The 26190-nt window shown below is 69.7% G+C and carries 29 protein-coding genes; 15 read left to right on the plus strand and 14 right to left on the minus strand.

Features of this window, described 5'->3' with window-relative positions:
- The first annotated feature begins 68 nt into the window (after positions 1–68).
- Positions 69–962, plus strand: coding sequence for an SDR family NAD(P)-dependent oxidoreductase (locus tag LPN01_RS08355; RefSeq protein ID WP_262827923.1), 894 nt, complete (start codon positions 69–71; stop codon positions 960–962).
- A gap of 568 nt (positions 963–1530) precedes the next feature.
- Here the strand turns inward: LPN01_RS08355 and LPN01_RS08360 are convergent.
- A complete protein-coding gene (locus LPN01_RS08360) occupies positions 1531–2127 on the minus strand; it encodes an FKBP-type peptidyl-prolyl cis-trans isomerase (RefSeq protein ID WP_262827924.1) in 597 nt (198 codons plus the stop codon).
- Between the two features lie 186 nt (positions 2128–2313).
- On the opposite strand from LPN01_RS08360, the gene LPN01_RS08365 reads away from it, so the two are divergent.
- Positions 2314–2634 (plus strand): hypothetical protein, encoded by a 321-nt coding sequence (locus LPN01_RS08365; protein WP_262827925.1) that lies wholly within the window; start codon positions 2314–2316, stop codon positions 2632–2634.
- A gap of 91 nt (positions 2635–2725) precedes the next feature.
- Here the strand turns inward: LPN01_RS08365 and LPN01_RS08370 are convergent, their stop codons facing one another.
- A complete protein-coding gene (locus tag LPN01_RS08370) occupies positions 2726–3247 on the minus strand; it encodes a DUF4232 domain-containing protein (protein ID WP_262827926.1) in 522 nt (173 codons plus the stop codon).
- Between the two features lie 61 nt (positions 3248–3308).
- Positions 3309–3656, minus strand: coding sequence for a lysozyme inhibitor LprI family protein (locus LPN01_RS08375; protein ID WP_262827927.1), 348 nt, complete (start codon positions 3654–3656; stop codon positions 3309–3311).
- A 327-nt stretch (positions 3657–3983) separates the two neighbouring features.
- Between LPN01_RS08375 and LPN01_RS08380 the strand changes: the two genes are divergently transcribed.
- Together LPN01_RS08380 and LPN01_RS08385 are read left to right on the plus strand one after the other, a co-directional pair.
- Positions 3984–4814 (plus strand): 23S rRNA (adenine(2030)-N(6))-methyltransferase RlmJ, encoded by an 831-nt coding sequence (locus LPN01_RS08380; RefSeq protein ID WP_262827928.1) that lies wholly within the window; start codon positions 3984–3986, stop codon positions 4812–4814.
- A gap of 167 nt (positions 4815–4981) precedes the next feature.
- Positions 4982–5356 carry a PilZ domain-containing protein gene (locus tag LPN01_RS08385; RefSeq protein WP_262827929.1) on the plus strand — a complete coding sequence of 125 codons (375 nt, stop codon included), beginning with the start codon at positions 4982–4984 and terminating at the stop codon, positions 5354–5356.
- A gap of 21 nt (positions 5357–5377) precedes the next feature.
- On the opposite strand, the gene LPN01_RS08390 is transcribed toward LPN01_RS08385, so the two are convergent.
- The gene (locus LPN01_RS08390; RefSeq protein ID WP_262827930.1) at positions 5378–5734 is read right to left on the minus strand and encodes a response regulator; all 357 of its coding nucleotides are present in this window, start codon (positions 5732–5734) and stop codon (positions 5378–5380) included.
- 147 nt (positions 5735–5881) lie between these two features.
- Here LPN01_RS08390 and LPN01_RS08395 point away from each other — a divergent pair, with 147 nt between their 5' ends.
- The 4 genes from LPN01_RS08395 to LPN01_RS08410 all read left to right on the plus strand — a co-directional run bounded on the left by LPN01_RS08395 (position 5882) and on the right by LPN01_RS08410 (position 11477).
- On the plus strand, positions 5882–7702 hold the full coding sequence (locus LPN01_RS08395; protein WP_262827931.1) for a DUF885 domain-containing protein: 1821 nt from the start codon (positions 5882–5884) through the stop codon (positions 7700–7702).
- A gap of 51 nt (positions 7703–7753) precedes the next feature.
- Complete coding sequence (locus LPN01_RS08400; RefSeq protein WP_262827932.1) at positions 7754–8050, plus strand: hypothetical protein; 297 nt, start codon at positions 7754–7756, stop codon at positions 8048–8050.
- A 140-nt stretch (positions 8051–8190) separates the two neighbouring features.
- On the plus strand, positions 8191–10497 hold the full coding sequence (locus LPN01_RS08405; RefSeq protein ID WP_262828018.1) for a TonB-dependent receptor: 2307 nt from the start codon (positions 8191–8193) through the stop codon (positions 10495–10497).
- A gap of 125 nt (positions 10498–10622) precedes the next feature.
- Entirely contained in the window at positions 10623–11477 is an 855-nt protein-coding gene (locus tag LPN01_RS08410) for an alpha/beta hydrolase (RefSeq protein ID WP_262827933.1), read from the plus strand.
- A 51-nt stretch (positions 11478–11528) separates the two neighbouring features.
- Here the strand turns inward: LPN01_RS08410 and LPN01_RS08415 are convergent, their stop codons facing one another.
- Positions 11529–12263: an SDR family oxidoreductase gene (locus tag LPN01_RS08415; protein ID WP_262828019.1), complete on the minus strand. Its 735-nt coding sequence runs from the start codon at positions 12261–12263 to the stop codon at positions 11529–11531.
- Between the two features lie 132 nt (positions 12264–12395).
- On the opposite strand from LPN01_RS08415, the gene LPN01_RS08420 reads away from it, so the two are divergent.
- The 5 genes from LPN01_RS08420 (at position 12396) to crtI (ending at position 17015) form a co-directional block, all read left to right on the plus strand.
- Positions 12396–12707 (plus strand): ArsR/SmtB family transcription factor, encoded by a 312-nt coding sequence (locus LPN01_RS08420; protein WP_262827934.1) that lies wholly within the window; start codon positions 12396–12398, stop codon positions 12705–12707.
- A 110-nt stretch (positions 12708–12817) separates the two neighbouring features.
- The gene (locus tag LPN01_RS08425) at positions 12818–13441 is read left to right on the plus strand and encodes a LuxR C-terminal-related transcriptional regulator (protein ID WP_262827935.1); all 624 of its coding nucleotides are present in this window, start codon (positions 12818–12820) and stop codon (positions 13439–13441) included.
- A 241-nt stretch (positions 13442–13682) separates the two neighbouring features.
- Entirely contained in the window at positions 13683–14450 is a 768-nt protein-coding gene (locus LPN01_RS08430) for a bacteriorhodopsin-like (protein ID WP_262827936.1), read from the plus strand.
- Positions 14451–14526: 76 nt separating this feature from the next.
- Positions 14527–15399 (plus strand): Brp/Blh family beta-carotene 15,15'-dioxygenase, encoded by an 873-nt coding sequence (locus tag LPN01_RS08435; protein ID WP_262827937.1) that lies wholly within the window; start codon positions 14527–14529, stop codon positions 15397–15399.
- Positions 15396–17015: a phytoene desaturase family protein gene (gene crtI, locus LPN01_RS08440; protein WP_262827938.1), complete on the plus strand. Its 1620-nt coding sequence runs from the start codon at positions 15396–15398 to the stop codon at positions 17013–17015. The genes LPN01_RS08435 and crtI overlap by 4 nt, the downstream gene beginning before the upstream one ends.
- A gap of 15 nt (positions 17016–17030) precedes the next feature.
- Here crtI and LPN01_RS08445 read toward each other — a convergent pair whose 3' ends face one another.
- Complete coding sequence (locus tag LPN01_RS08445; protein WP_262827939.1) at positions 17031–17966, minus strand: NAD(P)/FAD-dependent oxidoreductase; 936 nt, start codon at positions 17964–17966, stop codon at positions 17031–17033.
- Between the two features lie 95 nt (positions 17967–18061).
- The gene (locus LPN01_RS08450) at positions 18062–18487 is read right to left on the minus strand and encodes a fasciclin domain-containing protein (protein ID WP_262827940.1); all 426 of its coding nucleotides are present in this window, start codon (positions 18485–18487) and stop codon (positions 18062–18064) included.
- Between the two features lie 292 nt (positions 18488–18779).
- On the opposite strand from LPN01_RS08450, the gene LPN01_RS08455 reads away from it, so the two are divergent.
- Positions 18780–20387, plus strand: coding sequence for a family 43 glycosylhydrolase (locus LPN01_RS08455; RefSeq protein WP_262828020.1), 1608 nt, complete (start codon positions 18780–18782; stop codon positions 20385–20387).
- Positions 20388–20433: 46 nt separating this feature from the next.
- Here the strand turns inward: LPN01_RS08455 and asd are convergent, their stop codons facing one another.
- The 6 genes from asd to LPN01_RS08485 form a co-directional block, all read right to left on the minus strand.
- Entirely contained in the window at positions 20434–21285 is an 852-nt protein-coding gene (gene asd / locus LPN01_RS08460; RefSeq protein ID WP_262827941.1) for an archaetidylserine decarboxylase, read from the minus strand.
- A 92-nt stretch (positions 21286–21377) separates the two neighbouring features.
- Entirely contained in the window at positions 21378–21761 is a 384-nt protein-coding gene (locus tag LPN01_RS08465; protein ID WP_262827942.1) for a DUF2809 domain-containing protein, read from the minus strand.
- Between the two features lie 33 nt (positions 21762–21794).
- Entirely contained in the window at positions 21795–22835 is a 1041-nt protein-coding gene (locus LPN01_RS08470; protein WP_316747206.1) for an oxidoreductase, read from the minus strand.
- Positions 22836–22896: 61 nt separating this feature from the next.
- On the minus strand, positions 22897–23382 hold the full coding sequence (locus tag LPN01_RS08475; RefSeq protein WP_262827943.1) for a cupin domain-containing protein: 486 nt from the start codon (positions 23380–23382) through the stop codon (positions 22897–22899).
- Entirely contained in the window at positions 23379–24485 is a 1107-nt protein-coding gene (locus LPN01_RS08480; RefSeq protein ID WP_262827944.1) for a Gfo/Idh/MocA family protein, read from the minus strand. The genes LPN01_RS08475 and LPN01_RS08480 overlap by 4 nt, the downstream gene beginning before the upstream one ends.
- Positions 24461–24781: a hypothetical protein gene (locus LPN01_RS08485; protein WP_262827945.1), complete on the minus strand. Its 321-nt coding sequence runs from the start codon at positions 24779–24781 to the stop codon at positions 24461–24463. Before LPN01_RS08485 ends, LPN01_RS08480 begins: the two co-directional genes overlap by 25 nt.
- A 197-nt stretch (positions 24782–24978) precedes the next feature.
- Here LPN01_RS08485 and LPN01_RS08490 point away from each other — a divergent pair, with 197 nt between their 5' ends.
- On the plus strand, positions 24979–25389 hold the full coding sequence (locus tag LPN01_RS08490; protein ID WP_316747210.1) for a gluconokinase, GntK/IdnK-type: 411 nt from the start codon (positions 24979–24981) through the stop codon (positions 25387–25389).
- Between the two features lie 116 nt (positions 25390–25505).
- On the opposite strand, the gene LPN01_RS08495 is transcribed toward LPN01_RS08490, so the two are convergent.
- Positions 25506–26183: a FadR/GntR family transcriptional regulator gene (locus LPN01_RS08495; RefSeq protein ID WP_262828022.1), complete on the minus strand. Its 678-nt coding sequence runs from the start codon at positions 26181–26183 to the stop codon at positions 25506–25508.
- Positions 26184–26190 lie beyond the last annotated feature (7 nt).

Genomic DNA, 26190 nt, shown 5'->3' on the forward strand with positions numbered 1-26190 from the left:
AATGAACATCTTGATTTTGCGAACCCTCCTCGCGATACGGGAGTCGGAACGAAAGCAGGAGAGCGAGCATGGCGTTGGACGGCAGGACCGCGATTATCACCGGCGCCGGCGGCGGCCTGGGCAGGGCGCATGCGCTCTATCTTGCGCGCCATGGCGTCAGCGTCGCGGTGAATGACGTATCCGCCGCGGCCGCCGATCGCGTGGTCGCCGAGATCGAAGCCGGTGGTGGCACGGCCATGGCGATCCCTGCGTCGGTGACCGACGAGGCCGCGGTCGGCGCGATGGCCGAAGCGGTGATCGACGCGTGGGGTCGTGTCGACATCCTTATCAACAATGCCGGCATTTTGCGCGACAAGAGCTTTGCCAAGATGACGATCGCCGATTTCCGCGCCGTCGTCGACGTCCATCTGATCGGCGCGGCGATCTGCATCAAGGCGGTTTGGGAGCCGATGCGGGCGCAACGCTTCGGCCGGATCGTGATGACCACATCGTCGTCAGGACTCTACGGCAATTTCGGCCAGGCGAATTACGGGGCCGCCAAGATGGCGCTGGTCGGCCTGATGCAGACGCTGGCCATCGAGGGCGAGAAGTACGACATCCGCGTCAACTGCCTCGCCCCAACCGCTGCGACGCAGATGACCGAGGGCGTGCTCGACGCGGAAAGCCTGACGATGCTGGCGCCGGAGCGGGTTTCTCCCGCGTTGCTCGCCTTGGTCGCAGACGAGGCGCCGACGCGGGCGATCGTGTGCGCTGGCGCTGGCCATATCGCCACCGCGAACGTGACGCTGACGCAGGGCCGGTACATCGGTGATGCCATCGATGCCGGCGAGCAGACCATCGCAAATTGGAGCGAGATCGTTGATCGTTCGGGCGAGATCGTTCCCGGTTATGGTTTCCTCCAGGCCGAACGCGAGGTCGCGGCAGCGCGTGCGATAAAGAATTTATCGAACCAGTTTTGCTAACGGGAATTGCGTGATGCTTGCGCTTATTCCTTCAAACTAATGCATCTGTTGGTGCTGGCGTAGGGAAGGGCGGCGGGACGGGTCGAACGCGCAAACCCGCATCGGCGTTCCGGTACTTCAACTCGTCGCCAGAGCTGATCCGGCTAATGGTGCTGATGCACTGCGGGTGGAAAGCAGTTTGCCAATCCGAACAAGAGAGCGAGCGAAGCTGAAGGTCAGGCAGATGAAGACGCTACACAAGTTTGTTCACGCATACGTCACCATCGGCAACCGCTTTAGCCCGGAGTGCTGCCTCAATAGATCGAATTTTAAGGAGCGACGATCCGCCGTACTGGCCAGTGTGGCAGGCCCTCGGTAGCTAAGCATCATTGTAAAAATTGATATGCTACAAGAGAGACGCGTCCGCCTTAAACTTACAGCTCCGCCACTTTGCCCCGTCGCGGCACCTCCGCTACCGCTGAAGGACTGGCGCGGCGCCTTTGTTCGCATCGGCCGGTGCCGTCGGACGCGGTATTGCATAAGCGGTACGATCGACCGGCCAGTATCCGTCGTTGCGGCCTCGCCGCCGTCAAGGCTGCGGCGGCACCTTGGCCGGCGCCGCGGGCTCGCCGGCCGGTGTGTTGTTCATCGTTTCCACCTCGGCCGCCGTCTTGAAATCGAGCAGTTCGACCTGGAACACGAGATCGCTATTGGCGGGGATCGGTCCCGATGCCTGCGCGCCATATCCGAGCGCGGCGGGAATGCAGAAGCGGGTGACGCCGGACCGGGCCATCGTCTGTAATCCTTGCGAAAATCCCGGAATGACGCCGTTGACCGGTAACGGCGATCGCATGCCCTGATCGAACACCGCACCCGTCGCCGCGAGATAGCCGATATAATTGACCAGCACGACGTCGCCCGCGCCCGGCTTCGCCCCGGTGCCCGGTCGCAGGGTCGTCGATCCCAGGCCGGTCGGTGCACTCGCCTCGCACCGGCGTTGGCCGGCCGGCACCACCGGGGTCAGCGGCAAGGCGATGATGCTATTGTCCGGCCTGACCGGCGCCGGCGTCGCGACGCGGGGCTTTTGCCGGCGCGCCGCCACCGCATGCGCCGGCACGGGGGCGGCGAGCATCGGCAGGATCGCGGCGAGGATGAGGCGGGACGAAGCGTGCGAAAGACATGGCATGCCGGCGCTATACCCAAGGCTTGCGGCCGACGCCATTTCGATCGCGTGCGCCGCCGCCTCTCCCCCGGGGGGGCGACCACGGACGACGCTGCGGCCCCGGCAGCGACCCGCGCCGACATCGGCTGCGTCTCGACCGGCACGTCGGCCCGTGTACCTTGGCCGCGATGCCGTGCTAGCATCGGTCCCATGTCGAAAACCCGAAGCACGGCGGGCGCCGTCGATGTCGATGGCGTAACCTATGACTGGAATCTCCAGCGCGAGCCGCACCTGTCCGATGACGAGGGCTGGAAGGGCATGACGATCGCGCTCCTCCAGCGGGACGCCAAACGCGTCGCTTGGCTGGAATTCCCGCCGTCCAAGCGCCTGTTGAAGGGCATGCCGGCCGGTCGCCTCCAGCTGGACGATGCGACCATCTCGCGGTGCGTGCGTGCCGCGCTGTCGGCAGGATGGGAGCCGTTATCCCGCGGCAAGCCGATGGTCATCACGGTCGACGCCGAAGGCAACTGACGCCTGCGATCCCGATCGCCTTCGGCCGCTCGTTCGGGGCGGCCGGGCAGCCGCGGGTCGCGGAACCGGCGCGGCGGACGACAGGTCGCGATCACCCCGCTGCCAATCCCTCCATCGCGCGCAGGGGTGTCTGGCTGAACGTCGCCACCGTGCCCGGCCGCGTGTCGATGACGCCGGCAAGGCGTGCGCGGAGGCGGGCTTTGCCGATCGTCACCTGGACATAGGCGATCCGCAGCGACCTGTCCCTGCCGGACGCCGAACCGCCGACCCAGCCGAGATCGGTCGCCGCGCGGTGTCCGCCGCCCACCCGCACCGGGATCATGGCCGGACCGGGATGCATCCCGACCGGCGCGGCCCGCACGGCGGCAAGCACGCGCCCCCGGGCGTCGAGGAACGCGACGTGCGGCAGCGCCGGCAGCGTGCAGTCGGCGCCGCGGTTGCGGATCGACACCTCCGTACCGGACGTCCGCATGCCGGAGAACGGACCGGCCTTGGCATTGACGGACAGCGAAAGCTGGCCGGCGAGGCAAGGCAGGGGGGCTTCGGCGCGCGCATCGGGCACGAACGAAGAAGCGACGGCGAGGCTGACGGCGACAAGCCCGACGATCGACATGGATTATGCTCCAAAAATGGGACGGGCAGGCATGCACCCGGCCAGGCCGCACGGCCGCCGCTCACCGAAAATGCGTCAGCCAGACGATACGCTGCCTCGTCCGTTTCGCCAGACAGGCGGGGTGGTTCGACATCTCGATCGTGCCGACGCCGTCGCCCTGTTGCAGCGGGCACGCCGCGTCGCGCGTCCCGATCCAGGCGCGTTGCGACTGCCGCAGCGCGGCCCGACGGGGGGCAGGCAACCGGTTCATCGTCGTCCGATAGGTCGCGTTCAACCGGTCGTCGGCACGCCTGTAGTCCGCCACGAAGCACGCCGACATCGCCGACGTCACGCCGCGCGCCGCCTCGCCGGTATCGAGGCAGCGGTCGAGCGGGCCGGATATTGCAAGGGCGAGGGCGAAGGCCAGCATCCATTACCTCCATCGTCGGGCGGCCCGGCCATCGCCGGAACGCCGCAGGCAACGTAACCCGTCACCGGTATCCCGCCTCGCCTGAACGGGAACGAAACGGCGGAGGCTGGCCGTGTCGGCAGGAAAGCGGCCCGGACGCAGGAAGCGGGGCGCCCTGGGGGGCTCTCCGCCTTTCGGCCCCGATTTGCCGGTTCGGGCTCGCGGCGTCGCGTGGGCCGGCGTTGCAAGCCTCCGCCCGACTTTATACCTGCACCATCGAATTCCGATCGGTGTGCCGCGGCGCCGCGCGGGACGTATACAGCCAGGCTTCAGGATTTCCGGGTCGCAATGAATTATCGCCATTCCTTTCATGCCGGCAACAGCGCCGATGTCGTGAAGCACAGTCTGCTGATCGCCCTCGTGCGGGCGTTGCAGCAGAAACCGGGCGCGTTGACCCTGATCGATACGCATGCCGGCTGTGGGCTGTACGACCTTGGCGGCGGGGACGCCCAACGCACCGGCGAGGCGGCGCAGGGCGTGCTGCGGGTCCTTGCCGACGCGGATCCCTTGCTGGACGACTATCGTGCCGCCGTAGGGGCGGTGAATAGCGGGGCCGATCCGCAGCTCTACCCCGGTTCGCCGCGGGTGCTGGCGCAGCTTTTGCGCCCGCAGGATCACCTGATCCTCAACGAGAAGCATCCCGAGGACGTCCTTACGCTGCGCGGGGTGATGCGCGGCACATCGGCGGCCGTGCATGAACGGGACGCCTACGAGCTGTGGCTGGCGATGCTGCCGACCCGCACCGCCCGCGGCGTCGTGGTCGTCGACCCGCCCTACGAACAGCCTGACGAACGCGCCCGGATCACCGCCACGCTTGCCGCCGCCCACCGCAAATGGGCGCATGGCGTAACGGTGATCTGGTATCCGCTGAAAGAGCGGGCCGTGCACATGCGGTGGAAGGACCAGTTGCGCAGGCTCGGCATCCCGAAGGTCCTGACGGTGGAGCATTGGCTGTACGATGCCGAGCAACCCGGTATCTACAACGGCGCCGGCCTTTTCATCGTCAACCCGCCCTATGCCTTCACCCAGGCGCTGCCGCCCCTGCTGGAAGCCCTGCGCGCCGTCCTGGCGCCGGAGGGGCATCGGGGCGAGATCACATCCGGATGGCTGGCGACGTGACGTGACGGCGTTGCCGCGCCGGCTCGCACAGGACGGGTGGCACCGGCAAAGATGGTGAAGGGGCCGGTGAGGTTCTTTTCGCCGCAACCATCGCCGGCGATCGCGCATTTGAAGATGCCGAGACACATCGCGGGGCCGTCGCCTGCGGGTGTGCGAGGTGGCCTGCGATGCGTAACAAGTGCTTGGCGTTTATCGAGCCGTTACCCGACGCCGCATTCCGGCAGGCGCCGCGTCGTCCCGTGGCCATCCCGGTGAGGCTCAGCAGTTCGGCCATGAAGCCGCTGCGTGCGACGGTCAGCAACGTGTCGCGCATGGGTTGCCGCCTGGATGTCCGGTGCCGGTTCGCGCCGGGCGCGGCGCTGCTCGTCACGATCCCCGATCTGTCGCCGTTGAGTGCCACGATCGTCTGGTCGCGCGAGCGTCAGGCGGGCGTGCGGTTCAGCCGACCGCTCGGCGCCGCGGTGCTGGACCGGCTGATCGAACGCTATCCCGTCCAGCCGCCGCGCGAGGGCCCCGAACCGCTGGCGTCGTGGCAGGGCTAGCCGGCGTCGGCGCGGCGCGGCTCACAGCAGCGAACGGATCGCGTCCGACAGCTCCAGCCGGCTGAACGGCTTTTGCAGGATCACGCTGTCGGCGACGCCCTCGCCGGCGAACGACAGGATGCTGTCGCCCGTGATATAGACGATGGGGAGGCCGGGGACGCTTTCGCGGGCGCATCGGGCGATCTCCCATCCGTCGATCCCGTCGCCGAGCCGGATGTCGGCGACGAGCACGTCGATCGGGTACATGCCGGCACCCAGGATGTTGAGCGCCTCGCCGCTGCTGCGCGCGCTGACCACGGCAAAGCCCTGCTCCTCCAGCCCGTCCTCCAGAAACATCAGGACGGTGGGATCGTCCTCGACGACCAGAACCGTGTGCATGCCGAATTTCCCCAATCGAAGCCTTGGCATACGACCATAGGCGCCAAACGTTCGCAAACCGATATCGCGACGTCGGGCGCGGTCCGCACGGTCGCCGCCCGGGCCGTGCGGTTTGACCCGGCGGGTGCGCACGCGCATCATCCGGGCATGACGAGCCTCCTTTCGCGCCGCGACACCCTGATCGGCCTGTCCGCGGCCACCCTGTCCGCCGGCGCCGCCACGGCGGCACCCGCGGGCGGCGCGGCGGTGCTGCTCGACCGGCTGGCGTGGCAGCTGCTCGCCGCCGGTCCGGAGCGCGCCACGTCGCTCGGAGTCGACGTCGGCGTCCACGCCGATCTGCGGCGACGGCTGGAGGATCGCTCTCCCGCGGGGGTCGCGGCGCGGCGCGACCTGCTGACCGCGGCGTTGGCGGATCTGGCGACGCTTCCGCGCGGCGGCCTCGATCCGTCCACGGCGACCAGCATCGCGGTGGTGGAAAGCGCGTTCCGCACGGCGCTGGAGGGGATGGCGTTGCCGTACGGCGTCGCCACGATCGGCGACTGGCGCAACACGCCCTATGCCGTCGTCCAGAACGTCGGGTCGTGGCTCGACGTGCCCCAGATGCTCGACGGCGACCAGCCGCTGCGCGACAAGGGCGATGCGGAGGCCTATCTCGCGCGCCTTTCCGCCATGCCGGCGCAGCTCGACGGCGAGACGATCCGTATCGGCCAGGCGCGCAGCCACGGTGTCGTGCCGCCGTCCTTCCTGCTCGACAAGACCATCGCGGGGATGACGCGTACCCTTGCCGAGGCGGCGAATGTCGATGGTCCGCTGGTCGGCCCGCTCGCCCGCAAGGGGGGCGCGATCCCGGGCGACTGGCCGGCGCACGCCGCCCGGATCGTGCGGGCCACCATCGTTCCCGCGCTGGACCGCCAGCTCGCGGAACTCCGCGCGCAGCGGGCGGTGGCCACCGACGCCCCCGGTATGAACGTCCGTCCGGACGGGCCCGAATGGTATGCATGGGGCCTGCGCGCGGGCACCACGACGCGGCGCAGCGCCGCCGACCTGCACGCGACGGGGCGCGAGCGGCTGGTCGATCTGCAGGCGCAGATGGACGTGATCCTGCGCCGCGCGGGGCTGACGCAAGGGACCGTCGCCGAACGCGCCATCGCCTACCAGCGCCGCCCCGGCATCGGCTTTCCCGACGGCGACGAGGGCCGGCGCCGGATCGTCGCCTATATGCAGGGGCGGATCGACGCGATCCGGCCACGCCTGCCGCGCGCATTCCGCCGGCTGGCAAAGGGCAATCTGGAAATCCGGCGCATGCCGCCCGCGCAGGAGCCGGGCGCGCCCGCCGCCTATGGCGGCCCCGGCACGATCGATGGCCGGGTGCCCGGCAAGGTGTGGGTCAATCTGGGCGATCCGTCGATCCACAATCGCGTGACGATACCCGATCTGGTCTATCACGAGGGCATTCCCGGTCACGTCTGGCAGGGCGAATATGCGCAGCGGCTGCCGCTGATCCGCTCGATCCTGGCGTTCAACGCCTATTCGGAGGGCTGGGCGCTCTATGCCGAACAGCTGGCGGACGAGCTGGGGCTGTACGAGGGCGATCCGGCGGGACGGCTGGGCTATCTGATGGGGCTGGCGTGGCGTGCCGTGCGGCTGGTCGTCGACACCGGCATCCATGCGATGGGATGGTCGCGCGACCGGGCGCTCGCCGAATTCGTCGCCGCGACCGGCCTGCCGCGCAGCAATGCCGAAAGCGAGGTCGATCGCTATTGCGCCTGGCCGGGACAGGCCTGCGGCTATGAGGTCGGCCGGGCCGAAATCGTCGCGCAGCGCGGCCGTGCGCAGGCGATGCTGGGAGCCCGCTACGACCTGCGCGATTTCGACGAGGCCGTGGTCGATGGCGGCAACGTGCCGCTTACCGTGCTCGCCGACATCGTCGCCGGCTATGTCGCCTCGGCGCGCGGCCGGCCGGCGTAGCGCTGCGCCCGTCGCGCCCGCCGTGCGTTGGGCCGGGGCAGGAGACGCACGATGACCGACATCACCGACCCGAACGCCTTACCGCTCGGCATCCGCAGATCGGCGGAAATGGCCGCCGTGTTCATGATCGGCGACGGCCTACTCGGGATCCTGCAACCGACGCGGCATGTCGAGCTCTGGCGATCGGACGTCGCGGCGGTGGACGTGCTGGTACGTCCGTTCGCCGGTCGGCCCGGGCGTCGCCGGGGCTATGGCGTCGTGCAGCTCGCGGCGGGGCTGCTCCTGGCATCCGTCCTGACGCGACCGCGATCGGGCGCCGTTCACAAACCCGACACAATCCGCGCCTAACGCTTCCCTCGCCCGGGGGGGCGGACCTTGCAGGCGACAGAGGGCGTGTTCCGTGATCCGGCGCACGCGATCGTGGCGGCCGTTCCCCATGCGCGTCATCAAAGGGGAATATCGTGACCACCGCTCGATCGTTGAAGACCATGCTGCTGCTCGGTGCCGCCGGCCTCGCCGCACCCGCATTGGCGCAGACCGCCACGCCCGCGACCGACGCGCCGCCGGCTGCCGCCGCAGCGCAGGACGCCGGTGGCGACCTCGGCGACATCGTCGTGACCGCGGAACGCCGGTCGGAGAATCTCCAGCGCGTGCCGCTGTCGGTCGCGGTGGTCGGCGGGAGCGACCTGCGCGCCTTCCAGTCGGGTGGCGAGGATATCCTGGCGCTGTCGGGCCGCGTCCCGGGGCTCTACATCGAATCGACCACCGGTCGCATCTTCCCGCGCTTCTATATCCGCGGTCTGGGCAACGTCGATTTCTACCTGGGCGCCAGCCAGCCGGTCTCGATCATCCAGGACGACGTCGTGCTCGAGCATGTCGTCCTGAAGTCCAACCCGGTCTACGACGTCAACCAGGTGGAGGTGCTGCGCGGACCGCAGGGGTCGCTGTTCGGGCGCAACACCACGGCCGGCATCATCAAATTCGACACGATCCGCCCGAGCCAGGTCTGGCAGGGTCGCATGTCCGCATCGGCCGGCGAACTCGGCACCTTCACCTACGATGCCGGCGTCGGCGGGCCGCTGGTGCAGGACAAGGTCGCCGTGCGCCTGTCGGGCCTGATCCAGCATCGCGACGACTGGATCGACAACCGCTTCGCCGGCACCAGCCAGGACGGCACCCGCACGCCGCGCAAGCATGCGATGGGCGGCTTCGACGAACGCGACGTGCGCCTTCAGGTGCTGCTGACCCCGACCGAGGCGTTCAGCGTCAACGTCTCGGGCCATGCCCGCGGCTATCACGGCACGTCGACGATCTTCCATCGCGCCGCGCTGAAGAAGGGATCGAATTCGGTCGCGGCCGAACCGCGCGATGCCATCGCGCTGGACGAGGGCAACGACAACCCGCAGGATTACGACACCTACGGCACGTCGGTGAACGCCGCCTACGACTTCGGCCCGGTCACGCTGACGTCGATCAGCGCGTACGAGACGACCTCCGGCTACAGCCGCGGCGACACCGACGGCGGCGCGGGCGCCAATTATCCGGTCAACGGCGTCGCCAACGGCTTCGGCCAGAGCCAGGGCAACATCCGCGCGCTCGGCCAGTATACGCAGGAAGTGCGCCTCGCCTCGCAGGCGGACCAGCGCTTCACGTGGCAGGTCGGCGGTTTCTACTTCCGCCAGAACGACACGACCGAATTCTACCAGCGGTCGTTCTTCCTGACGACGGCGGCGCGCAACCCGAACAACTGGGTGCGGCTGCGCGACATCAACACCAGCTGGGCGGCGTTCGGCCAGGCGAGCTTCAAGGTGACGCCGGACCTCTCGATCACCGGCGGCGCGCGCTACACGCAGGACGTCAAGCGCACCACCTTGGTAAAGCCGGTGCTCGACGTCGGCGGCACGGTCGACCAGTTCCGCCGGCTCAATCCCACCGCGCCCACCGCGGTGCGGCTCGAAGGTAAGGAACCGAGCTGGGACGTGTCGGCGCTGTACACGATCGATCCGTCGAACAGCGTCTATGCCCGCGTCGCGCGCGGGTTCCGCGGGCCGACGATCCAGGGGCGTTCGGCGGTCTTCAACTCGCCCTTCACCACCGCGAACAGCGAGACGATCACGTCGTACGAGGTCGGTGCCAAGGGGATCTTCCTCGACGGGCGCCTGCGCCTCAATTCGTCGCTGTTCACCTATACGGTGAAGGACATCCAGCTGAACGGCAACGACGTCAACGGCAATGGCGTGCTGTTCAACGCCGACAGGGCGCGGGCGTGGGGCGTGGAGATCGACAGCGAATTCCGCCCGATGCGCAACCTGACGCTGACGCTGGGCGCCAGCGCATTGTCGTCGAAGATCGAGGACAAGCGCGTCTATGCGCAGGTCTGCGCGCTCAATGGCGTCGTGGTCTGCGCCGTGCAGGATCCGACGATCCGCGGCGGGCTGTTCGCGCAGATCGACGGCAATCCGCTGCCCAACGCGCCGCGCTGGAACCTCGACGCCACCGCGCGCTACGACGTGCCGCTCGCCAACGGCGGCAAGGTGTTCGCCGCGACCGACTGGAACGTGCAGGGCTATACCAACTTCGTGCTCTACAGGACGCGCGAATTCTACGCCGACGGCAATTTCGAAGGCGGCCTGAAGATCGGCTACACCAGCCCGGACGACGCCTATGAGGTCGCCGCGTTCGCCCGCAACATCACCAACGAAAAGAACCTGAAGGGCGTCATCGAAAACTACATGGCCGCCGTCTTCAACGAACCGCGGGTCATCGGCGTCTCGCTCAGCGGCCGCTTCCGCTGACCGGCGGGGGCGGCGTCGGCGGCGTCGCCCCCGCCTTTTGGAAACGGTTTACGGCTGCGGCCGGCTTGACGGCACGGGAAAAGCGGCGATCCCATGACGGGCAGATCACGGGGAGTGTCGACAGCATGCCGAAGGCCATCCGCACGCGCCTCGCGCTCCTCGCCGGGCTGCTCGTCGCGGGCTGCTCGCCGCTCGGCGTGTTCGATACGCTGGTGCCGAAGGACCGCGGGACGACGAAGGTCGCATCGGGGATCGCCTATGGCGATGCGGCGCGACAGACGCTCGACGTCTATGCGCCGCGCCCGCATGCCGTCGGCCGCCGGCCGGTCGTCGTGTTCTTCTACGGGGGCAGCTGGAACAGCGGCGCGCGGTCCGGCTACGCCTTCGTCGGGCGGGCGCTGGCGGCGCAGGGGTTCGTCGTCGTCATACCGGACTATCGGCTCGTGCCCGAGGTCCGCTATCCCGGCTTCGTCGAGGACGGCGCGGCGGCGGTACGCTGGGCGGAGGCGCATGCCGCGGACTTCGGCGGCGACCCCGCGCGGATCGTCCTGATGGGGCATTCCGCGGGCGCCTATATCGCGGCGATGCTGGCGGTGGACGACCGCTGGCTGAAGCAGGACAGGCGGGCGGTGAAGGGGTTCGTCGGGCTGGCGGGGCCGTATGACTTCGCGCCCTTCGACGTCGACGCCAGCCGCGCCGCCTTCGGGGCATGGCCGCGGCCGGACGAAACCCAGCCGGTCACCTGGGCCGGTGCCGGCGACCCGCCCGCGCTGCTGCTCGTCGGCGCGGACGACGTGACGGTCCGCCCGCGCAACAGTGAGGCATTGCGCGCGCGGTTGCGCAGCGGCGGTGTCGCGGTCGAACTGCGATCCTATCCGAAGACCGGCCACGTCGGCCTCCTGCTGGCGATCGCGCGGCCGTTCCGCAACCGGGCGCCGGTGCTGCGCGACGTGGCGCGCTTCGTCCAAGACGCGCGCTGAGCGGGTCGCCGGCCCCCCGCGCCACGGCGCAGGGGGGCCGGTGGCGCCGGATCAGGCGGCGGCGCCGCCGTCGACGTTGAGCGTCGCGCCCGTGACATAGCTCGCATCCGGTCCGGCGAGGAACGCCACCGCACCCGCGACCTCGTCGGCGGTGCCGTAGCGGCCGAGCGGGATGGCCCCGATCATCTGCTGCGCGAATGCGCCATCGGCGGGGTTCATGTCGGTGTCGATCGGGCCGGGCTGCACCGTATTGACCAGGATGCGGCGCGGGGCGAGATCCTTTGCCCAGCCGCGCGCCAGGGCTGCCACCGCCGCCTTGGTCGCGCTGTAGACCGCGGTCGCGGGGAAGGCGAGCTCGCCCGAAATGCTGCCGATCAGGATGATCCGCCCGCCATCGCGCAGGTGCGGCAGCGCCGCGCGCGTGCCGACGTGCAGGCCCTTCACGTTGACGCCGAACTGGCGATCGAAGGTGTCGTCGGTATCCTCGGCAACCGTGGAGAATTCGGCCACGCCGGCATTGTGGACGAGGATGTCGATCCCGCCCAGTGCGGCGGCGGCCTGCTCGACGCCCGCGCGCTGCGATGCCGGATCGGCGGCATCGGCCTGGAAGGCGAAGGCGGTGCCGCCCGCGTCCCCGATCGCCGCCACGGTGGCGTCCGCGGCGGCCGTGTTGCCGGCATAGGTGATCGCGACGGTCGCACCCTCGGCCGCCAGCCTGCGGGCGATCGCCGCCCCGATGCCGCGCGATCCCCCGGTGACGAGCGCCGTCTTGCGTGCCAGTGACATATGCATTCTCCGAATTTCCTGCCCGCGATCACGTCGGTGTGCGCCGTCGGCACCGCGAAAGATGGGGCGGGCGTTCAAAGGTTCAATAAACCCGAACTATTAAAGTTTGGCCCGGGTTCCTATGTCCCTCGCATGCCCCGCTTCACCCATCCCCGGCTGGAGGACGTTCCGCTCGATCTGGCGCTGCATGCGCTGGCCGATCCCAACCGATTGGGCATGGTGGCGCGCCTGGTCGCGACCGAGCGGCTGAGCTGCAGCGATGCGGCGCCGTGCGATTCGATCCCCAAGAGCACGTTGTCCAACCACCTGAAGCTGCTGCGCGCGGCGGGGCTGATCGAGACGACGCAGGCCGGGCGCGAGATGATAAACACGCTGCGACGCGATGATTTCGATCGCCGTTTTCCCGGCCTGCTCGCCGCCGTGCTCGCCAACCGGCCCGCCTGACGCCGGGGGCCTCCGCACCGTCTGCGAGCGCGGTGCCGCGCGAACAATTCGGGTGCCACATCGTCCCGCCACCGGTATGCAGGACGCCATGCATCGGACGCTCAGCTGACATGGCGCAACAGGCCGAATCCCTTGCGACGCGGGACCGCCACCTGCGGCTGGTCGCCGACAGTCCGATCCCCTCCGTCATCAGCGACCCGCGGCTGCCCGACAATCCCATCGTCGCCTGCAACGCGGCGTTCTGCGAGCTGACCGGCTATCCGGTCGCCGACGTCGTGGGACGCAACTGCCGCTTCCTGTCCGGCCCGGCGACCGAACCGTGGCTGACCGAGGAGATCCGGCGCGGCGTGCGCGAACATCGTCCGGTGCTGGTCGAGATCCTGAACTACAAGCGCAACGGCCAGCCGTTCCGGAACGCCGTGCTGGTCGCGCCGATCTACGACGAAAACGACGCGTTGCTCTATTTCCTGGGATCGCAGATCGAGATCGACGCCACTGCCGCGACGCCGTCGAGCATGCGCCGCATCCGTGCGGCGGAAATGGTGAAGGCGCTGTCGCCGCGGCAGGGGCAGGTGCTCAAGCTCGTCGCGAACGGCCTGCTCAACAAACAGATCGCGGCGGAACTCGATCTGGCGGAAAAGACGGTCAAGATGCACCGCGCCATCCTGATGACCCGGCTCGACCTGCACACCACGGCGGACCTCATCCGTCTCGCCGTCGAGGCCGGCCTGTAGGGATACGGCACAAAGTCCGTATCGGCGGACCGCACGGCCGGGTCTAGGCAGGCGTCGTCGTCACGGAGGCAACACCGTACGCCTCTAGCCATTCGGCGTGCGGTCAGGCCAGTTTCGCCCATCTGGTGCTTTCGTGGCGACATCGTCGGGAGCGACAGGTCCGTCACATCGGGTTGGCCGGCATCCCGGATCGACACTGCCCGGCGCATCCGTGCCGTGGTCCAATGCGACGGAGACTGCCATGGACATCGTCACCCCCTTTCAATTCTCGCTGGTCTACAACGCGTTTTCCTTCACGTTCGCGGCGATGGCCGCCGCCACCGCCTTTCTCTGGCTCAGCCGGGCGCAGGTCGCGCCCGCCTATCGGACCGCGCTCGTCGTCTCGGGGCTGGTCACCGGCATCGCCGCCTATCACTATTTCCGCATCTTCGAGAGCTGGAACGCGGCCTATTCCTTCAAGGACGGCATCGTCACCGCGACGGGTTACGCCTTCAACGACGCGTATCGCTACGTCGACTGGCTGCTGACGGTGCCGCTGCTGCTGATCGAACTGGTGCTGGTGATGCGGCTGTCGCGCGAGGAAACGTCGTCCAAGGCCATCCGCCTCGGCACGGCCGCGGCGCTGATGATCGTGCTCGGCTATCCCGGCGAGATCGCGGCCGACATGCCGACGCGGGCGATCTGGGGCACGCTGTCGTCGATCCCGTTCCTGTACATCGTGTGGGAGCTGTTCAGCGGCCTCGGTGCGTCGATCAAGCAGCAGCCCGCGGGTGCGCAGGACCTGGTGCGCAAGGCGCGCCTGCTGACCTTCGCCTCCTGGGGGTTCTACCCGATCGTCTACATGGCGCCCTATGCCGGCCTTACCGGCGGCACGGCGACCACGACGATCCAGGTCGGCTACACGATCGCGGACATCGTCGCCAAGGCCGGCCTCGGCATCCTTATCTTCCTGATCGCGGTCCGCAAGTCGGAGGCGGAATCGGACGGACGCACGGGCTACGCCGCCTGACCCGATGACGGCGCTGGCCCGCCACCGGACGACAGCGCGTCGCCGTGCCCCCCCGGGGCGCGGCGATCGCGTCGGTGTGGCCTATTGGATCGCGGCGGCGGCGCTGGTCGTGGCGACCCTCGCCGGCGTGCCGCTCGGGCAGCCGGCGGCGGTGGCCGCCGCGACGCTCGTCTTCATCGGTGGCGGGCTGCCGCACGGCGCCTATGACATCGCGCTGTTGCGGCGGTCCGGCGCGCTCGGGCGATTCGGCGTCCGGCTCGCGGTGGGCGGCTATGTCGCGGTGGCGCTGCTGATGGTGACGCTCTGGCTGACCCTGCCGCTGGTGGCGCTGGCGCTGTTCCTGGTGGTCGCCGCGGTGCATTTCGGCGAGGACTGGCAGATGCTGGACGAGCCGCTGCTGCGCGTCGCGGCCGGCACGGCGGTGATCGCGGCGGCGACGATCGGCCACCCTGCGGAGGTGGCGGCGCTGTTCGTCGCGATGAGCGATTCGCGCGCTGCGGTGATCGCGCAGGTGGTCACCGCGGTCGCGCCCGTCGCGCTGCTGGTGACGGCGGTCGGAATCGCCGCCGCCTGGCGCGACGGCGGGCGCAGCTGGGCGAGCGCGATGACCCTGTGCTTCGCGTTGCTGCTGATCCTGCCGCCGGTGGCGGGCTTCGCGCTGTTCTTCGTCTTCCTGCATTCGCCGCGGCACCTCGCCCGGACCCGTGCCGCGTTGCGCGACATGACGGCGGCGCGGTGGCTCGGCACCGGCGCGATGCTGTCGGGCCTCGCCATATTCGGCTGGTGGGTCGTTCGCACGATTGTACCCTCCGGCCTCGGACCGTCCGCCACGGCCCAGGCGTTCCAGCTGCTCGCCTCCGTCGCGGTGCCGCATCTGTTGCTGTCGCGCGGTCTGGAACGGCGATTGAGTCCCGACCCGTCCTTTCGAAAGAGCATGCCCACCCCATGACCCGTCCCAGCGCCATCGTGATCGGCTCCGGCATCGGCGGCATCGCCTGCGCGATCCGCCTCCAGAGCCTCGGCTTCGACACGCGCATCGTCGAACAGCTCGATGACGTCGGCGGCCGCGCCTATGTCCGGCGCGCGCAGGGGTTCACCTTCGACATGGGACCGACGGTGCTGACCGTGCCGCATTTCATCGAGGAGCTGTTCGCGCTCGAGCGCGATGCGGCGATGCTGACCGCGCCCGATTTCCCGCCCGACGTGCTCGCCGGCGGAGGGCCGGTCCGATCCGGGATCAGCGGCGGACCCAATACCAGCCGGTACGTCGACATCGTGCCGGTGCTGCCCTTCTACCGCATCTATTTCGACGATGGCAGCTTCTTCGACTATGACGCCGATCCGGTGAACGTCCGCGCTCAGATCGCGCGGCTCGCGCCCGAGGACCTCGATGGCTACGACCGCTTCCACGAGGCGGCGCGTGCGATCTTCCAGCGCGGCTTCCTCGAACTCGGCTATACCTATTTCGGCAGCCTTGGCGCGATGCTGAAGGTCGTGCCCGACCTTTTGAAGCTGGGTGCGGTCCAGCCGCTGTTCTCGCTGGTCGGCACATTCTTCAAGAGCGACAAGATGCGGCAGGTGTTCAGCTTCGAGCCGCTGCTGATCGGCGGCAATCCGCTGAAGGTGCCGGCGATCTATGCGATGATCCACTTCGTCGAAAAGACCTGGGGCGTGCATTATGCGATGGGCGGTACCGGCGCGCTGGTGCGCGCGCTGGCCGTCAAGTTCGAGGAACTGGGCGGCACGGTGCGACTGCGCGCGCCGGTCGCGCGGATCGATGTCGAAAAGCGCGGCCGCAAGCGCGTCGCCACCGGCGTGACGCTGGCGTCGGGCGAGGCGCTGAAGGCCGATCTCGTCGTGTCCAACGCCGATTACGCGACCACCTATCTCAAGCTGATCGACCGGGCGCACCGCCGGATCAACCGCGACGCCGTCGTCAAATTCCGCAAGCAGAGCATGTCGCTGATGGTCATCTATTTCGGCTATACGGCGCGCGATGGCGATCCCGATCTGCGGCATCACAACATCATTCTCGGGCCGCGATACGAAGCGCTGCTGACCGACATCTTCGAACGCAAGATCCTTGCCGAGGACTTCTCGCAATATCTGCACATTCCGACGCTGACCGACCCGAGCCTCGCGCCGCCCGGCCATCACGCCGCCTATACGCTGATCCCGGTGCCCAACACGTTGGGCGATATCGACTGGGACGCGGTGGGCGAGGGGTTCGCGCAGACGGTGCTCGGCTTCCTCGACGAGCGCGGCTACATCCCGGACCTGCGCGAGCGACTGGTCTATCGCAGCTTCGTCACGCCGGATTATTTCGAGGGGACGCTGGGCGCCTATGCCGGCAACGGCTTCGGCGTCGAGCCGCGGCTGACGCAGACCGCGTTCTTCCGGCCGCACAACCGCAGCGAGGATATCACCAACCTGTATCTGGTCGGCCAGGGCACGCAGCCGGGCGGCGGCACGCCATCGGTGATGATGTCGGCGAAGATGACCGCGCGCGAAATCGCGCGCGACTATGCCATCGATCCGCGCATCGTGGCGGGGATGCCCGCCTAGCGCCGTCGATCGGCGCTAGCGGCCGGGCGGGCCGATCCGCTCGGCCAGCAATTGGCCGGACAGCCACGCGCTTTCGACCCTCGGCGCCAGCAACCAGTCGCCGGCCGCGCCGATCCCCGCGGCATCGTTCCAGAGCGCGCCGTCGCCCGACGCCCTGACGCGCGCATAGCGCCAGCGGTGGCCGATCCGCACGACCGGCGTCGGCAGCGGTCGCTTCGCCGCCATGGCCAGCGCCGCGAGCAGCGCATCCACCACGGCGGCCTCGTCGTCCTCCAGATGGTCGCGCGACCAGTCCGCGTCGGCCTGTATGACCCACGCCTCGATGCCGCCACGATCCGGCTTGGCGCTGTCGCGCGCCGCCCAGCCGATGATTCCGGTATCGCGCAGGATGTCGTCGGCGATGGCGATCCGTTCGCCGAACGCCGCCATGGCGGTCCAGCAGGGTGCGGACGGACAGCGCTGCGCGATAGTGGCCATCGCGGCGTCGTGCGCCATCAGCAACGGCGCCGCCTGCTCGGCCGGAGTGGCGACGATCACCGCATCGAACGCGTCCTCGCACACGGGATCGAGTCGCCATGACCCGTCGCCGCCACGAAGCGCGTCGATCCGACGGTCAAATTGCACGTCGAGCTGTGCGGACAGGGCCTTCACCACCGCGCTCATGCCCGGCGTGCCCGTCCAGGCGTCCGGCCCTGCCGCCGGCCAGGGAGCGACGAACCCGGCCGCGTGCCAGCCGGCGACGACGGCGGCGAAGCGCGGATCGCGCGCCGTGAAATATTGTGCGCCATGATCGAATGCGACGGCGCCGGCGGACGAGGCGATGCGACGTGTCGCCATGCGCCCGCCGAGGCCGCGCCCCTTGTCGAACACGCGGACCGTGTGCCCGGCCGCGTGCAGGCGGTCGGCGCAGGACAGTCCGGCGATCCCCGCCCCGACGATGCCGATCCTCATGGTGACGGGGGCCTTTCTGCAAGCTCCGGGTCGGACCGCGCATGGCGGCGCCGGCGATCCGGGGCGTCGCCGCCCGGGATCGCCGGCGCCGGGGATCAGCCCTTGGGCAGCAGCACGGTATCGATGACGTGGATCACACCGTTCGTGCACGCGATGTCCGCGGTGACGACCGTGGCGCCATCGACCTTGACGCCGTCGGTGCCATCGACATGCACCGTCTCGCCGCCGGCGGTGGCCGGGTCGAGCTGCTGGCCGGCGACATCGGCTGCCATCACCTTGCCCGGCACGACGTGCAGCAGCAGGATCGCGGTCAGCTTTTCCTTGTTCTCGGGCTTCACCAGATCCTCGACCGTGCCGGCGGGCAGCGCGGCGAAGGCATCGTCGGACGGCGCGAAGACGGTAAACGGTCCGTCGCTCTTCAGCGTATCGACTAGGCCCGCTGCGGTGACGGCGGCGACCAGCGTCGTGAACGAGCCTGCGGCGACGGCGGTATCGACGATGTCATGTGTCGTATCGGTCATGTCTGTTCCTTGATGTCGACGGCGTTCAGGGCGGAACGGACGTTCCGCGACAGCCTGAAATGAAAGGGTCGCCCCAGGGGGGGGGATCGCGTCCTTCCACACGGCGCAGGTCGCATCGTCGGACGATGTCCTCAATACGGGCTTTGAACCATCTTGCGCCCGATCCATGGGCGGGGGGCATGGCGCGCCGGTCACGCCCGCCGAAAATTCCGCCATGGTCTGCAACGGCTTCGACACGCGCGACCATGTCGTCGTACACCGTGCCCAGCCCGTCCCCGATCCAGGAGTCCGCGTGACCGATTTCAACAGGCGCGATGCCCTTTCCCTCGCTGCGCTGGCCGGCGGCGTCACCGCCGTCGCCGGCCCGGCCCCTGCCGCGACGCGCGCCGCCGGGACCAACCCCCCGGGCTGGCGGCGCGGGTTCGAGGGACAGCGGATCGCCGACCTCGGCGACGGGCGGTTCCTCAACCCGCTGATCGGCGGCGACCGGCCCGATCCCGCCATCCTGAAGGACGGGCAGGATTATTACATGACCTTTTCCAGCTTCGACAGCTATCCGGGGCTGACGATCTGGCACAGCCGCGACCTCGTCAACTGGCGGCCGCGGACGGCGGCGCTCACCCGCAACATCGGATCGGTCTGGGCGGTCAGCCTCGAAAGGCACGGTGGCCGCTATTTCCTGTACATCCCGGTGAAGGCGAGCCCCCGCAACGACATCTACGTCATCCATGCCGACTCCATCGACGGGCCGTGGTCCGACCCGGTCAGCCTTGGCCTGCACAGCCATATCGATCCCTGCCACGCGGTCGGCGAGGACGGGTCGCGCTGGCTGTTCCTGTCGGGCGGCGATCGCGTCCGCCTGTCCGACGACGGCCTGTCGACGGTCGGCAAGGTGGAGCATGTCTACGATCCGTGGCGCTACCCCGACGACTGGGACGTCGAGGGGTTCAGCCCCGAAGGCCCCAAGATCCATCGCCACGGTGGATGGTTCTACATGATGACCGCGGTCGGCGGCACCGCCGGCCCGCCGACCGGGCATATGGTGATCGTCGCGCGGTCGCGGTCGATCCACGGGCCGTGGGTCAACGATCCCGGCAACCCGATCGTCCGCACCGTGTCCACCGACGAGAAATGGTGGTCGCGCGGCCACGCCAGCCTGGTCGAGGCGCCGGACGGCAGCTGGTGGTCGGTCTACCACGGCTATGAGAACGGTTTCTGGACGCTGGGGCGACAGGTGCTGCTCGATCCGGTCCGCTGGACCGCGGACGGCTGGTTCCGGATGACCGGCGGCGACCTGTCGAAGCCGCTGCCCAAGCCGCGCGGCGGGCAGGGCGGGGCGCACGGCCAGCCGCTGTCCGACGATTTCGCTCGTCCGCTGGCGCTCGGCGCGAAGTGGAATTTCTTCCGCCCCGGCCCCGCCGAACGCGACCGCATCCGCATCGATCGCGGCGCGCTGGTGCTGCGCGCGAGCGGTACCGCGCCGGTCGATTCATCGCCGCTGCTGCTGATCGCCGGCGACCAGGCCTATGCGTTCCAGTGCGATATCGAGATCGCGCCGGGCGGCACCGCGGGCCTCGTCCTGTTCTACGACGACAAGCTGTATTGCGGCCTCGGCTTCGACGAGCAGCGCTTCGTCACGCACCAATATGGCATCGAGCGTGGCCGTCCCGCCAACCCGCACGGCCGGCGGATGACGATCCGCATCGCCAACACGCGCCATATCGTCGCGATCCACACCTCGGGCGATGGCGGCCGGACTTGGCAGCGCTTCGACCGCGGCATGGAGGTGTCGGGCTATCACCACAATGTCCGTGGCGGCTTCCTGATGCTGCGCCCCGGCCTCTATTCGGCGGGTGCGGGCGCGGCGCGCTTCCGCGACTTCCGGTTCCGCGCGCTGTGATCGCGCGCCTCGCCCTCCTGCCGGCCGCGCCGGCGGCATCGTCGCTTTACGCCGCGCGATCGCCCATCCGCTCCCCCAGCCGCACGGTGCGGCCGGGCGCCCAGTCCGGGTCGAACGCGATTCTATGCGGTTCGAACAGCATGACGACGGTCGATCCGAGCAGGAACCGGCCCATTTCCTCGCCCTTCGCGATGGCGACGTGGCCATCGGCATAGGTCCATTCGAACGGCGTGCCGGTGCGCCGCGCATTGACCACGCCGTGCCATACGGTCGCCATGCTGCCCACGATGGTGGCGCCGACGAGCACCATGACGAACACGCCGTGCGTGGCGGATTCGAAGACGCACACCACACGCTCGTTCCGCGCGAACAGGTTCGGCACGCCGCGCGCGGTGACGGGGTTCACGGAGAACAGCTGGCCCGGCACGTGGATCATGCGGGTCAGCGTGCCGTCGCAGGGCATGTGCAGGCGGTGATAGTCCCTGGGCGACAGGTACAGGTTGGCGAAGCTGCCGTGGCGGAACCGGGCCGCCAGCGCCGCATCGCCGCCGAGCAGATCGGTCGTGGTGAAGCGATGCCCCTTCGCCTGCACGATGTGATGGTCGTCGATCGCCCCGAGCTGGCTGATCGCGCCGTCGACCGGGCAGACGAAATCCGCGGTCGCCAGCGGGCGCACGCCGGCCCTGAGCGGACGGGTGAAGAAATCGTTGAAGCTTGCATAATGCGCGATGTCGGGATCCGCGGCCTCGCTCATGTCGACGCCATATCGTCCGACGAACCAGCGGATCAGCCGCGTCGTGACGGCGCCGCCCCGCGCGCGGGCGATCCGGCCGGCGAACGTGGTCAGCCGCTGCTTGGGGAGCAGGTGCTGGAACAGGACCTTCAGGTCATCGGACATCGGATATCTCGCAACGGGCCATACACCCCCTTGCAGGATCAGGCGGCGTCCGGTCGACCCTTAACCGGGCATGCGACGCCGCGCCCGTGTCGTTATGCCGGCCGGATGCGCGCATCGATGGCGGCGCCCCCCATGATGGCGGCGGCATAGGCGAGGAGGTCCCAGCCGGAAAACACCCTGCCCAGCAACAGCGCGCCGATCTGCGACCGGCGCACCGCGTCGAGGACGGGGTCATGATACAGCTGCGCGCATTCGATGCTCCAGGCGATGACGAGTGCGAGCATGGCGCTGCCGCGCGGGGGCCATCGCGGACGGATCATCGAGGCGATCGCATAGACCATCAGCGCCCACAGGATCGATCCGCCATGCTTCACGACCGGGCCGGGAAGCCCGATCGGGACCAGGCGCAGCGCGAGTCCCGCGGTCACGGTGCCCGCCACCATCGCCGCGGACAGCGCGAACGGCCGCGGGCGCACGCCGTCATCCATGCGCCCGCCGCCCCGCCCTCGTCACAGCGGAACCTCGCACCGGCTCGCGGCGCTGCGCAATCCGGCGTCGAGCACCTGCATCACCGCCAGCGCCTCGTCCGGCGGCACGGGATTGGCACCCGTTCCGCGGATCGCGGCGACGAGGGCGGACCAGAACAGCCGGTAATCGCCCCGTCGGTTGGGCACGCGGATCGCCGCCGCGGCGTCGTCGCCGGGGGTGAACAGGCCGTCCAGCCGATCCTCGCCCCAGTCGTCCCCACCGGGCGGATGCCCGGCCACCGTCGCCGCCTCCTGCGGGTCGATGCCGTGCTTGATCCAGCTGCCGCGCGTGCCGTGGACGGCGAACCGCAGCCCGTGGTCCGCGACGAGCTTGCTCGCGTGAAGCGTCACCCGCTTGTCCGGGTAACGCAGCGTCGCCCGGACGTAATCGGGCGCCGGCGCGCCCTGCCGCAGCGTCGCGATGTCGGCATGGATCGCGAGCGGGTTACCGAACAGCAGCAGCGCCTGGTCGACGAGATGCGGGCCGAGGTCGAGCCACACGCCGCCCGGCCGCGCCTCTTTCCACGTCGCGGCGGCGACCGGTCGCCACCGGTCGAAGCGGCTTTCGCAGGTGACGACATCGCCCAGCCGCCCGTCGGCGAGCAGCGCCCGGAGCGTGCGGAAGTCGGCGTCCCAGCGGCGGTTGTGGAAGACGGTGAGCAGCCGCCCGCTGCGTTCGCTCGCCGCTACGAGCGCGCGCGCGTCGTCGAGCGAGGTCGCGAACGGCTTGTCGACGAGGACGTGCTTGCCCGCCGCCATCGCCGCATGGGCATGCGCGGCATGGAGCGCGTCGGGGCTGGAGACGATCACGAGATCGATGTCCGGATCGGCGAGCAGCGCCTCGACGGTCGGCACCACCCGCATCCCGGGATGGTCGGCATGGACCTTGGCCGGGTCGCGCGAGACGACGGCGCGCAGCGACAGGCCCGGCGTCGCCGCGACGTAGGGCGCGTGGAACGCCCGCCCGCCGAGACCGTAGCCGATCAGGCCGACGCCGATCGCAGCGGGCATCGCGGCGGTCACCCGGCCCGCCGCAATCGGTCGCCCGGGACCTGCATCGGCACGGCGATCGTGGCCGTCACCATCAGTCCCGCCCGCCCGGCAGCTTGGTACCCAGCAGGACGAGGCGGTCGGCGGTGATGCCGAACCAGTGCGGGACGCCCGCGGGGATCAGGACGACGTCGCCCGGCGCGAGCGGGCGCGTCGTGCCGCCGACGATGCGGTCGCCCTCGGTCAGGTCGGGGTTGACGACGGCCGGGGCGTCGAGCGTGCCCCCGGACACCAGCGTGCCGGCGCCGGCAATGACGACGACATATTCGGCCTGGTCCGGATGGACGGCGGGGCGCCCCGGGGCCTTCCAATATTCGAGCGCCGCGACCCGCGCGCCGTCGCGGACCAATGATTGCCAGGCGAAGCCCTGACCGGGCTTCATCGCCTTCGCCATCGCCGCGACGGCCGCGCGCACGTCGGCGGCGGACGCGAAGCCGGTGGGGTCGGCCGGCCGGCCCGCCGCCGGCGCCGCCGCCAGTGCCACGATGGCGAGGCCCAGCATCGCGCGAAGGCGGCTCATGCGCGGCCGTCGAGGCGGATGGTGCGGCCTTCGCGGGCGGAGCGATAGATCGCCGCGACGATCCGCATGTCACGCAGGCCCTCCTCGCCCGACACGATCGGTTCGCGGCCGGTGCGCACGCACTCGGCCAGATGGTCGAGCTGCCCGGCGAACTGCGTGCTGCCGGGGCCCGGCGGCGGCGTCACCACGGTTTCGCGGCCGTCGCGGCCGAGCCACATCCGGTTGCCGTCGTAGCGGGTCGCCGGCTCGAGCTCGATCCGGCCCTTGTCGCCCATCAGCAGGACGTGGTTCTGGTTCGCGCTGTACATCGACTGGCAGCCCGCGATCGCGCCCGAGGGGAATTCGAGCGTCCATTCGATCATGTCCTCGACCTCCGCGAAGCGGGGATCGCGGCGGTCGGTGGATTCGCGCGCGGTGACCGCGACCGGTTCCTCCCCGGTCATGTAGCGCGCGGCCTGCAAGCTGTAGACGCCCATGTCCATCAGCGAGCCACCGCCCGCCAGCGCACGCTTGAGCCGCCATTTCGCCGGATCGCGCTGGACGAAGCCATGCTCGGTGCGCACGTAGCGGATCGTCCCGGCGGCGCCCGATCGGGCGAGGCGCATCGCTTCCAGGTTGAACGGTTCGAAATGGCAGCGATAGCCGATCATCAGCTTGCGCCCGGCCTTCTTGCAGGCGGCGATCATCGCCTCGCACTCGGCGACCGACACCGCCATCGGCTTTTCGCACATCACGTGCTTGCCGGCCCTGGCGGCCCGGATCGTGTAGTCGGCGTGCATCGAATTGGGCAGGCAGACATAGACGATGTCGACGTCGGGATTGTCGCGGATGCGGTCGAAATCGGCGTAGGAATAGATCGAACGCGCGGGCAGGCCGTGCGCCGCCGCGACCCGCTGCGCCTTGTCGGGGCTGCCGCTGACGACCGCCGCGAGGCGACTGTGCCGGCAATTGGCGAACTGGGGGATGATGACGTCGAGGCCGTAGGTGCCGAGCCCCACGATCGCATAGCCCAGCCGCCGGTCGGGCCCGCCCGCCGCGCGCGCGCCCGACCCCAATGTCAGGGCCGCGGCGGAGAGGATCAGATCCCGGCGATCGATGTCCATGACGACGTCCTTCCCTTGCGAAACGCCATCCGACCGGGGCGATGGTCCTGAAAGCGGGCACGGATCCCCGCGCGGTAGCGGCGTCCCGGCGTGGCGTACAGCGCCGGGTTCCCGTCCAGCATGGTGTTGGTCCGCGGCGACAGCGTGGGGTCGCGATCGATCACCGTGTCGACCTCGACGACCATGCGGACCAGTTCGACGAACCTTCCCTGCGCGTCATGCCTGCCGCCCGGGTCGAGCAGCGGGTCGGCGGGGCGGGCGCCGCTGTGCGACGGTGCCGCGGGCGTGACGGTCATGACGGGTGGTCCTTTGCCGATGGGGCCCGAGCGGCGTTCCACGAGGGGGGATAGGCGCCGGCGCCGGCGCCTGCGACCGCGACAAAGGTCGTAATGGCAAAAGGCGCGGGAATCGGCGATGGCGGCGCGACATGCCGCGGCGATGGGGCCGGCGGACGGGGCGGGGACGGACGGTGCAGGCAGATCGACGGGGTCGCGTGCCCCGTGCCATCGTCGTCATGGGTGTCAGCGGCAGCGGCAAGTCGACGCTCGCCGCCCGTCTCGCAACGCACCTCGGCTGCCCGATGCTGGAAGGCGACGCGTTCCACGGCGCCGCCAACGTCGCCAAGATGCAGGCGGGGCGGCCGCTCGACGATGCGGATCGCTGGCCCTGGCTCGACCGGCTCGGACACGCGATCGGGGCCGCCGCGGCGGCGGACGGCATGGCGGTCGCCGCCTGTTCCGCGCTCAAGCGCAGCTACCGCCGGAGGCTGCGGGCCGCATCGTTTTGCCCGCTGGCGTTCGTGCTGCTCGACACCGGTCGCGACGAGCTCGCCCGGCGCCTCGCCGGCCGCACCGGCCATTACATGCCGGTGAGCCTGCTCGGCAGCCAGATGGCGACGCTCTAACGGCCGGGCGCGGACGAATGCGCGCTGGTCCTCGATGCCGCCCGAACGCCCGAGGCGCTGTGTGCCGACGTGCTCGCCTGGATGGCGGCGCCGGCGGGCGCGTAACCGGTCGTCGGTCACGGCATCAACCGCCTGCGCCCCTGCGACAGGTGCCAGTGCATCGCCAGCGCCGCGCCGTCGGCATCCTGCGCACGGATCGCATCGACGATGGCGTCGTGTTCGTCCATCATCGCCTTGATCGCTTCCGGCGGGCGCGAGCGCGAGATGTCGACGCCGGCGCGCAGGATGCGCATCACCTCGTCCTCCAGGTGATCGAACACGGACAGGAAGGCCGCGTTGCCGGTCGCGTCGGCGATCGCGCGATGGAGCAACCAGTCCTCTTCGTGCGCGGCGGCGCTGGACAGCAGCGCGGTGCGCAGCGCCTCGAGCGCGCGCTCGATCCCGTCGAGCTGGAGGTGCGAGCGGCGTTGCGCGGCGAGGCGCGCCGCCTGCGCCTCCAGCACGAAGCGGACCTCGTACGTGCCGAGCGTCGTCGCGAGCGCGTCCATCGGCATGTGCGTGCCCAGCCGTTCGGACGGGCGTCGCTTGACGTAGGACCCCGCGCCGCGACGCGCCTGGGTGATGCCGTCGGACGCCAGCCGCGCCAGCGCCTCGCGCACGATCGTGCGCGACATGCCGAAGGTCGCGGCGAGGTGCGCCTCGGCGGGCAGCCGGTCGCCGACCGCCAGCCCGTCCTTCGTGATGATCTGGACGATCGCGGTATAGGCGCGGTCCGCGAGCCGGATCTCGGGCAGGGGCGGA

It is taken from the genome of Sphingomonas sp. A2-49 (assembly GCF_025548555.1).
Classification (GTDB): Bacteria; Pseudomonadota; Alphaproteobacteria; order Sphingomonadales; family Sphingomonadaceae; genus Sphingomonas.

Coding starts and splice junctions, on each gene's coding strand:
- LPN01_RS08355 (WP_262827923.1), top strand. CDS start 69: ATGGCGTTGGACGGCAGGACCGCGATTATCACCGGCGCCGGCGGCGGC.
- LPN01_RS08360 (WP_262827924.1), bottom strand. CDS start 2,127: ATGCCATGTCTTTCGCACGCTTCGTCCCGCCTCATCCTCGCCGCGATC.
- LPN01_RS08365 (WP_262827925.1), top strand. CDS start 2,314: ATGTCGAAAACCCGAAGCACGGCGGGCGCCGTCGATGTCGATGGCGTA.
- LPN01_RS08370 (WP_262827926.1), bottom strand. CDS start 3,247: ATGTCGATCGTCGGGCTTGTCGCCGTCAGCCTCGCCGTCGCTTCTTCG.
- LPN01_RS08375 (WP_262827927.1), bottom strand. CDS start 3,656: ATGCTGGCCTTCGCCCTCGCCCTTGCAATATCCGGCCCGCTCGACCGC.
- LPN01_RS08380 (WP_262827928.1), top strand. CDS start 3,984: ATGAATTATCGCCATTCCTTTCATGCCGGCAACAGCGCCGATGTCGTG.
- LPN01_RS08385 (WP_262827929.1), top strand. CDS start 4,982: ATGCGTAACAAGTGCTTGGCGTTTATCGAGCCGTTACCCGACGCCGCA.
- LPN01_RS08390 (WP_262827930.1), bottom strand. CDS start 5,734: ATGCACACGGTTCTGGTCGTCGAGGACGATCCCACCGTCCTGATGTTT.
- LPN01_RS08395 (WP_262827931.1), top strand. CDS start 5,882: ATGACGAGCCTCCTTTCGCGCCGCGACACCCTGATCGGCCTGTCCGCG.
- LPN01_RS08400 (WP_262827932.1), top strand. CDS start 7,754: ATGACCGACATCACCGACCCGAACGCCTTACCGCTCGGCATCCGCAGA.
- LPN01_RS08405 (WP_262828018.1), top strand. CDS start 8,191: ATGCTGCTGCTCGGTGCCGCCGGCCTCGCCGCACCCGCATTGGCGCAG.
- LPN01_RS08410 (WP_262827933.1), top strand. CDS start 10,623: ATGCCGAAGGCCATCCGCACGCGCCTCGCGCTCCTCGCCGGGCTGCTC.
- LPN01_RS08415 (WP_262828019.1), bottom strand. CDS start 12,263: ATGTCACTGGCACGCAAGACGGCGCTCGTCACCGGGGGATCGCGCGGC.
- LPN01_RS08420 (WP_262827934.1), top strand. CDS start 12,396: ATGCCCCGCTTCACCCATCCCCGGCTGGAGGACGTTCCGCTCGATCTG.
- LPN01_RS08425 (WP_262827935.1), top strand. CDS start 12,818: ATGGCGCAACAGGCCGAATCCCTTGCGACGCGGGACCGCCACCTGCGG.
- LPN01_RS08430 (WP_262827936.1), top strand. CDS start 13,683: ATGGACATCGTCACCCCCTTTCAATTCTCGCTGGTCTACAACGCGTTT.
- crtI (WP_262827938.1), top strand. CDS start 15,396: ATGACCCGTCCCAGCGCCATCGTGATCGGCTCCGGCATCGGCGGCATC.
- LPN01_RS08445 (WP_262827939.1), bottom strand. CDS start 17,966: ATGAGGATCGGCATCGTCGGGGCGGGGATCGCCGGACTGTCCTGCGCC.
- LPN01_RS08450 (WP_262827940.1), bottom strand. CDS start 18,487: ATGACCGATACGACACATGACATCGTCGATACCGCCGTCGCCGCAGGC.
- asd (WP_262827941.1), bottom strand. CDS start 21,285: ATGTCCGATGACCTGAAGGTCCTGTTCCAGCACCTGCTCCCCAAGCAG.
- LPN01_RS08475 (WP_262827943.1), bottom strand. CDS start 23,382: ATGAGCCGCCTTCGCGCGATGCTGGGCCTCGCCATCGTGGCACTGGCG.
- LPN01_RS08480 (WP_262827944.1), bottom strand. CDS start 24,485: ATGGACATCGATCGCCGGGATCTGATCCTCTCCGCCGCGGCCCTGACA.
- LPN01_RS08485 (WP_262827945.1), bottom strand. CDS start 24,781: ATGACCGTCACGCCCGCGGCACCGTCGCACAGCGGCGCCCGCCCCGCC.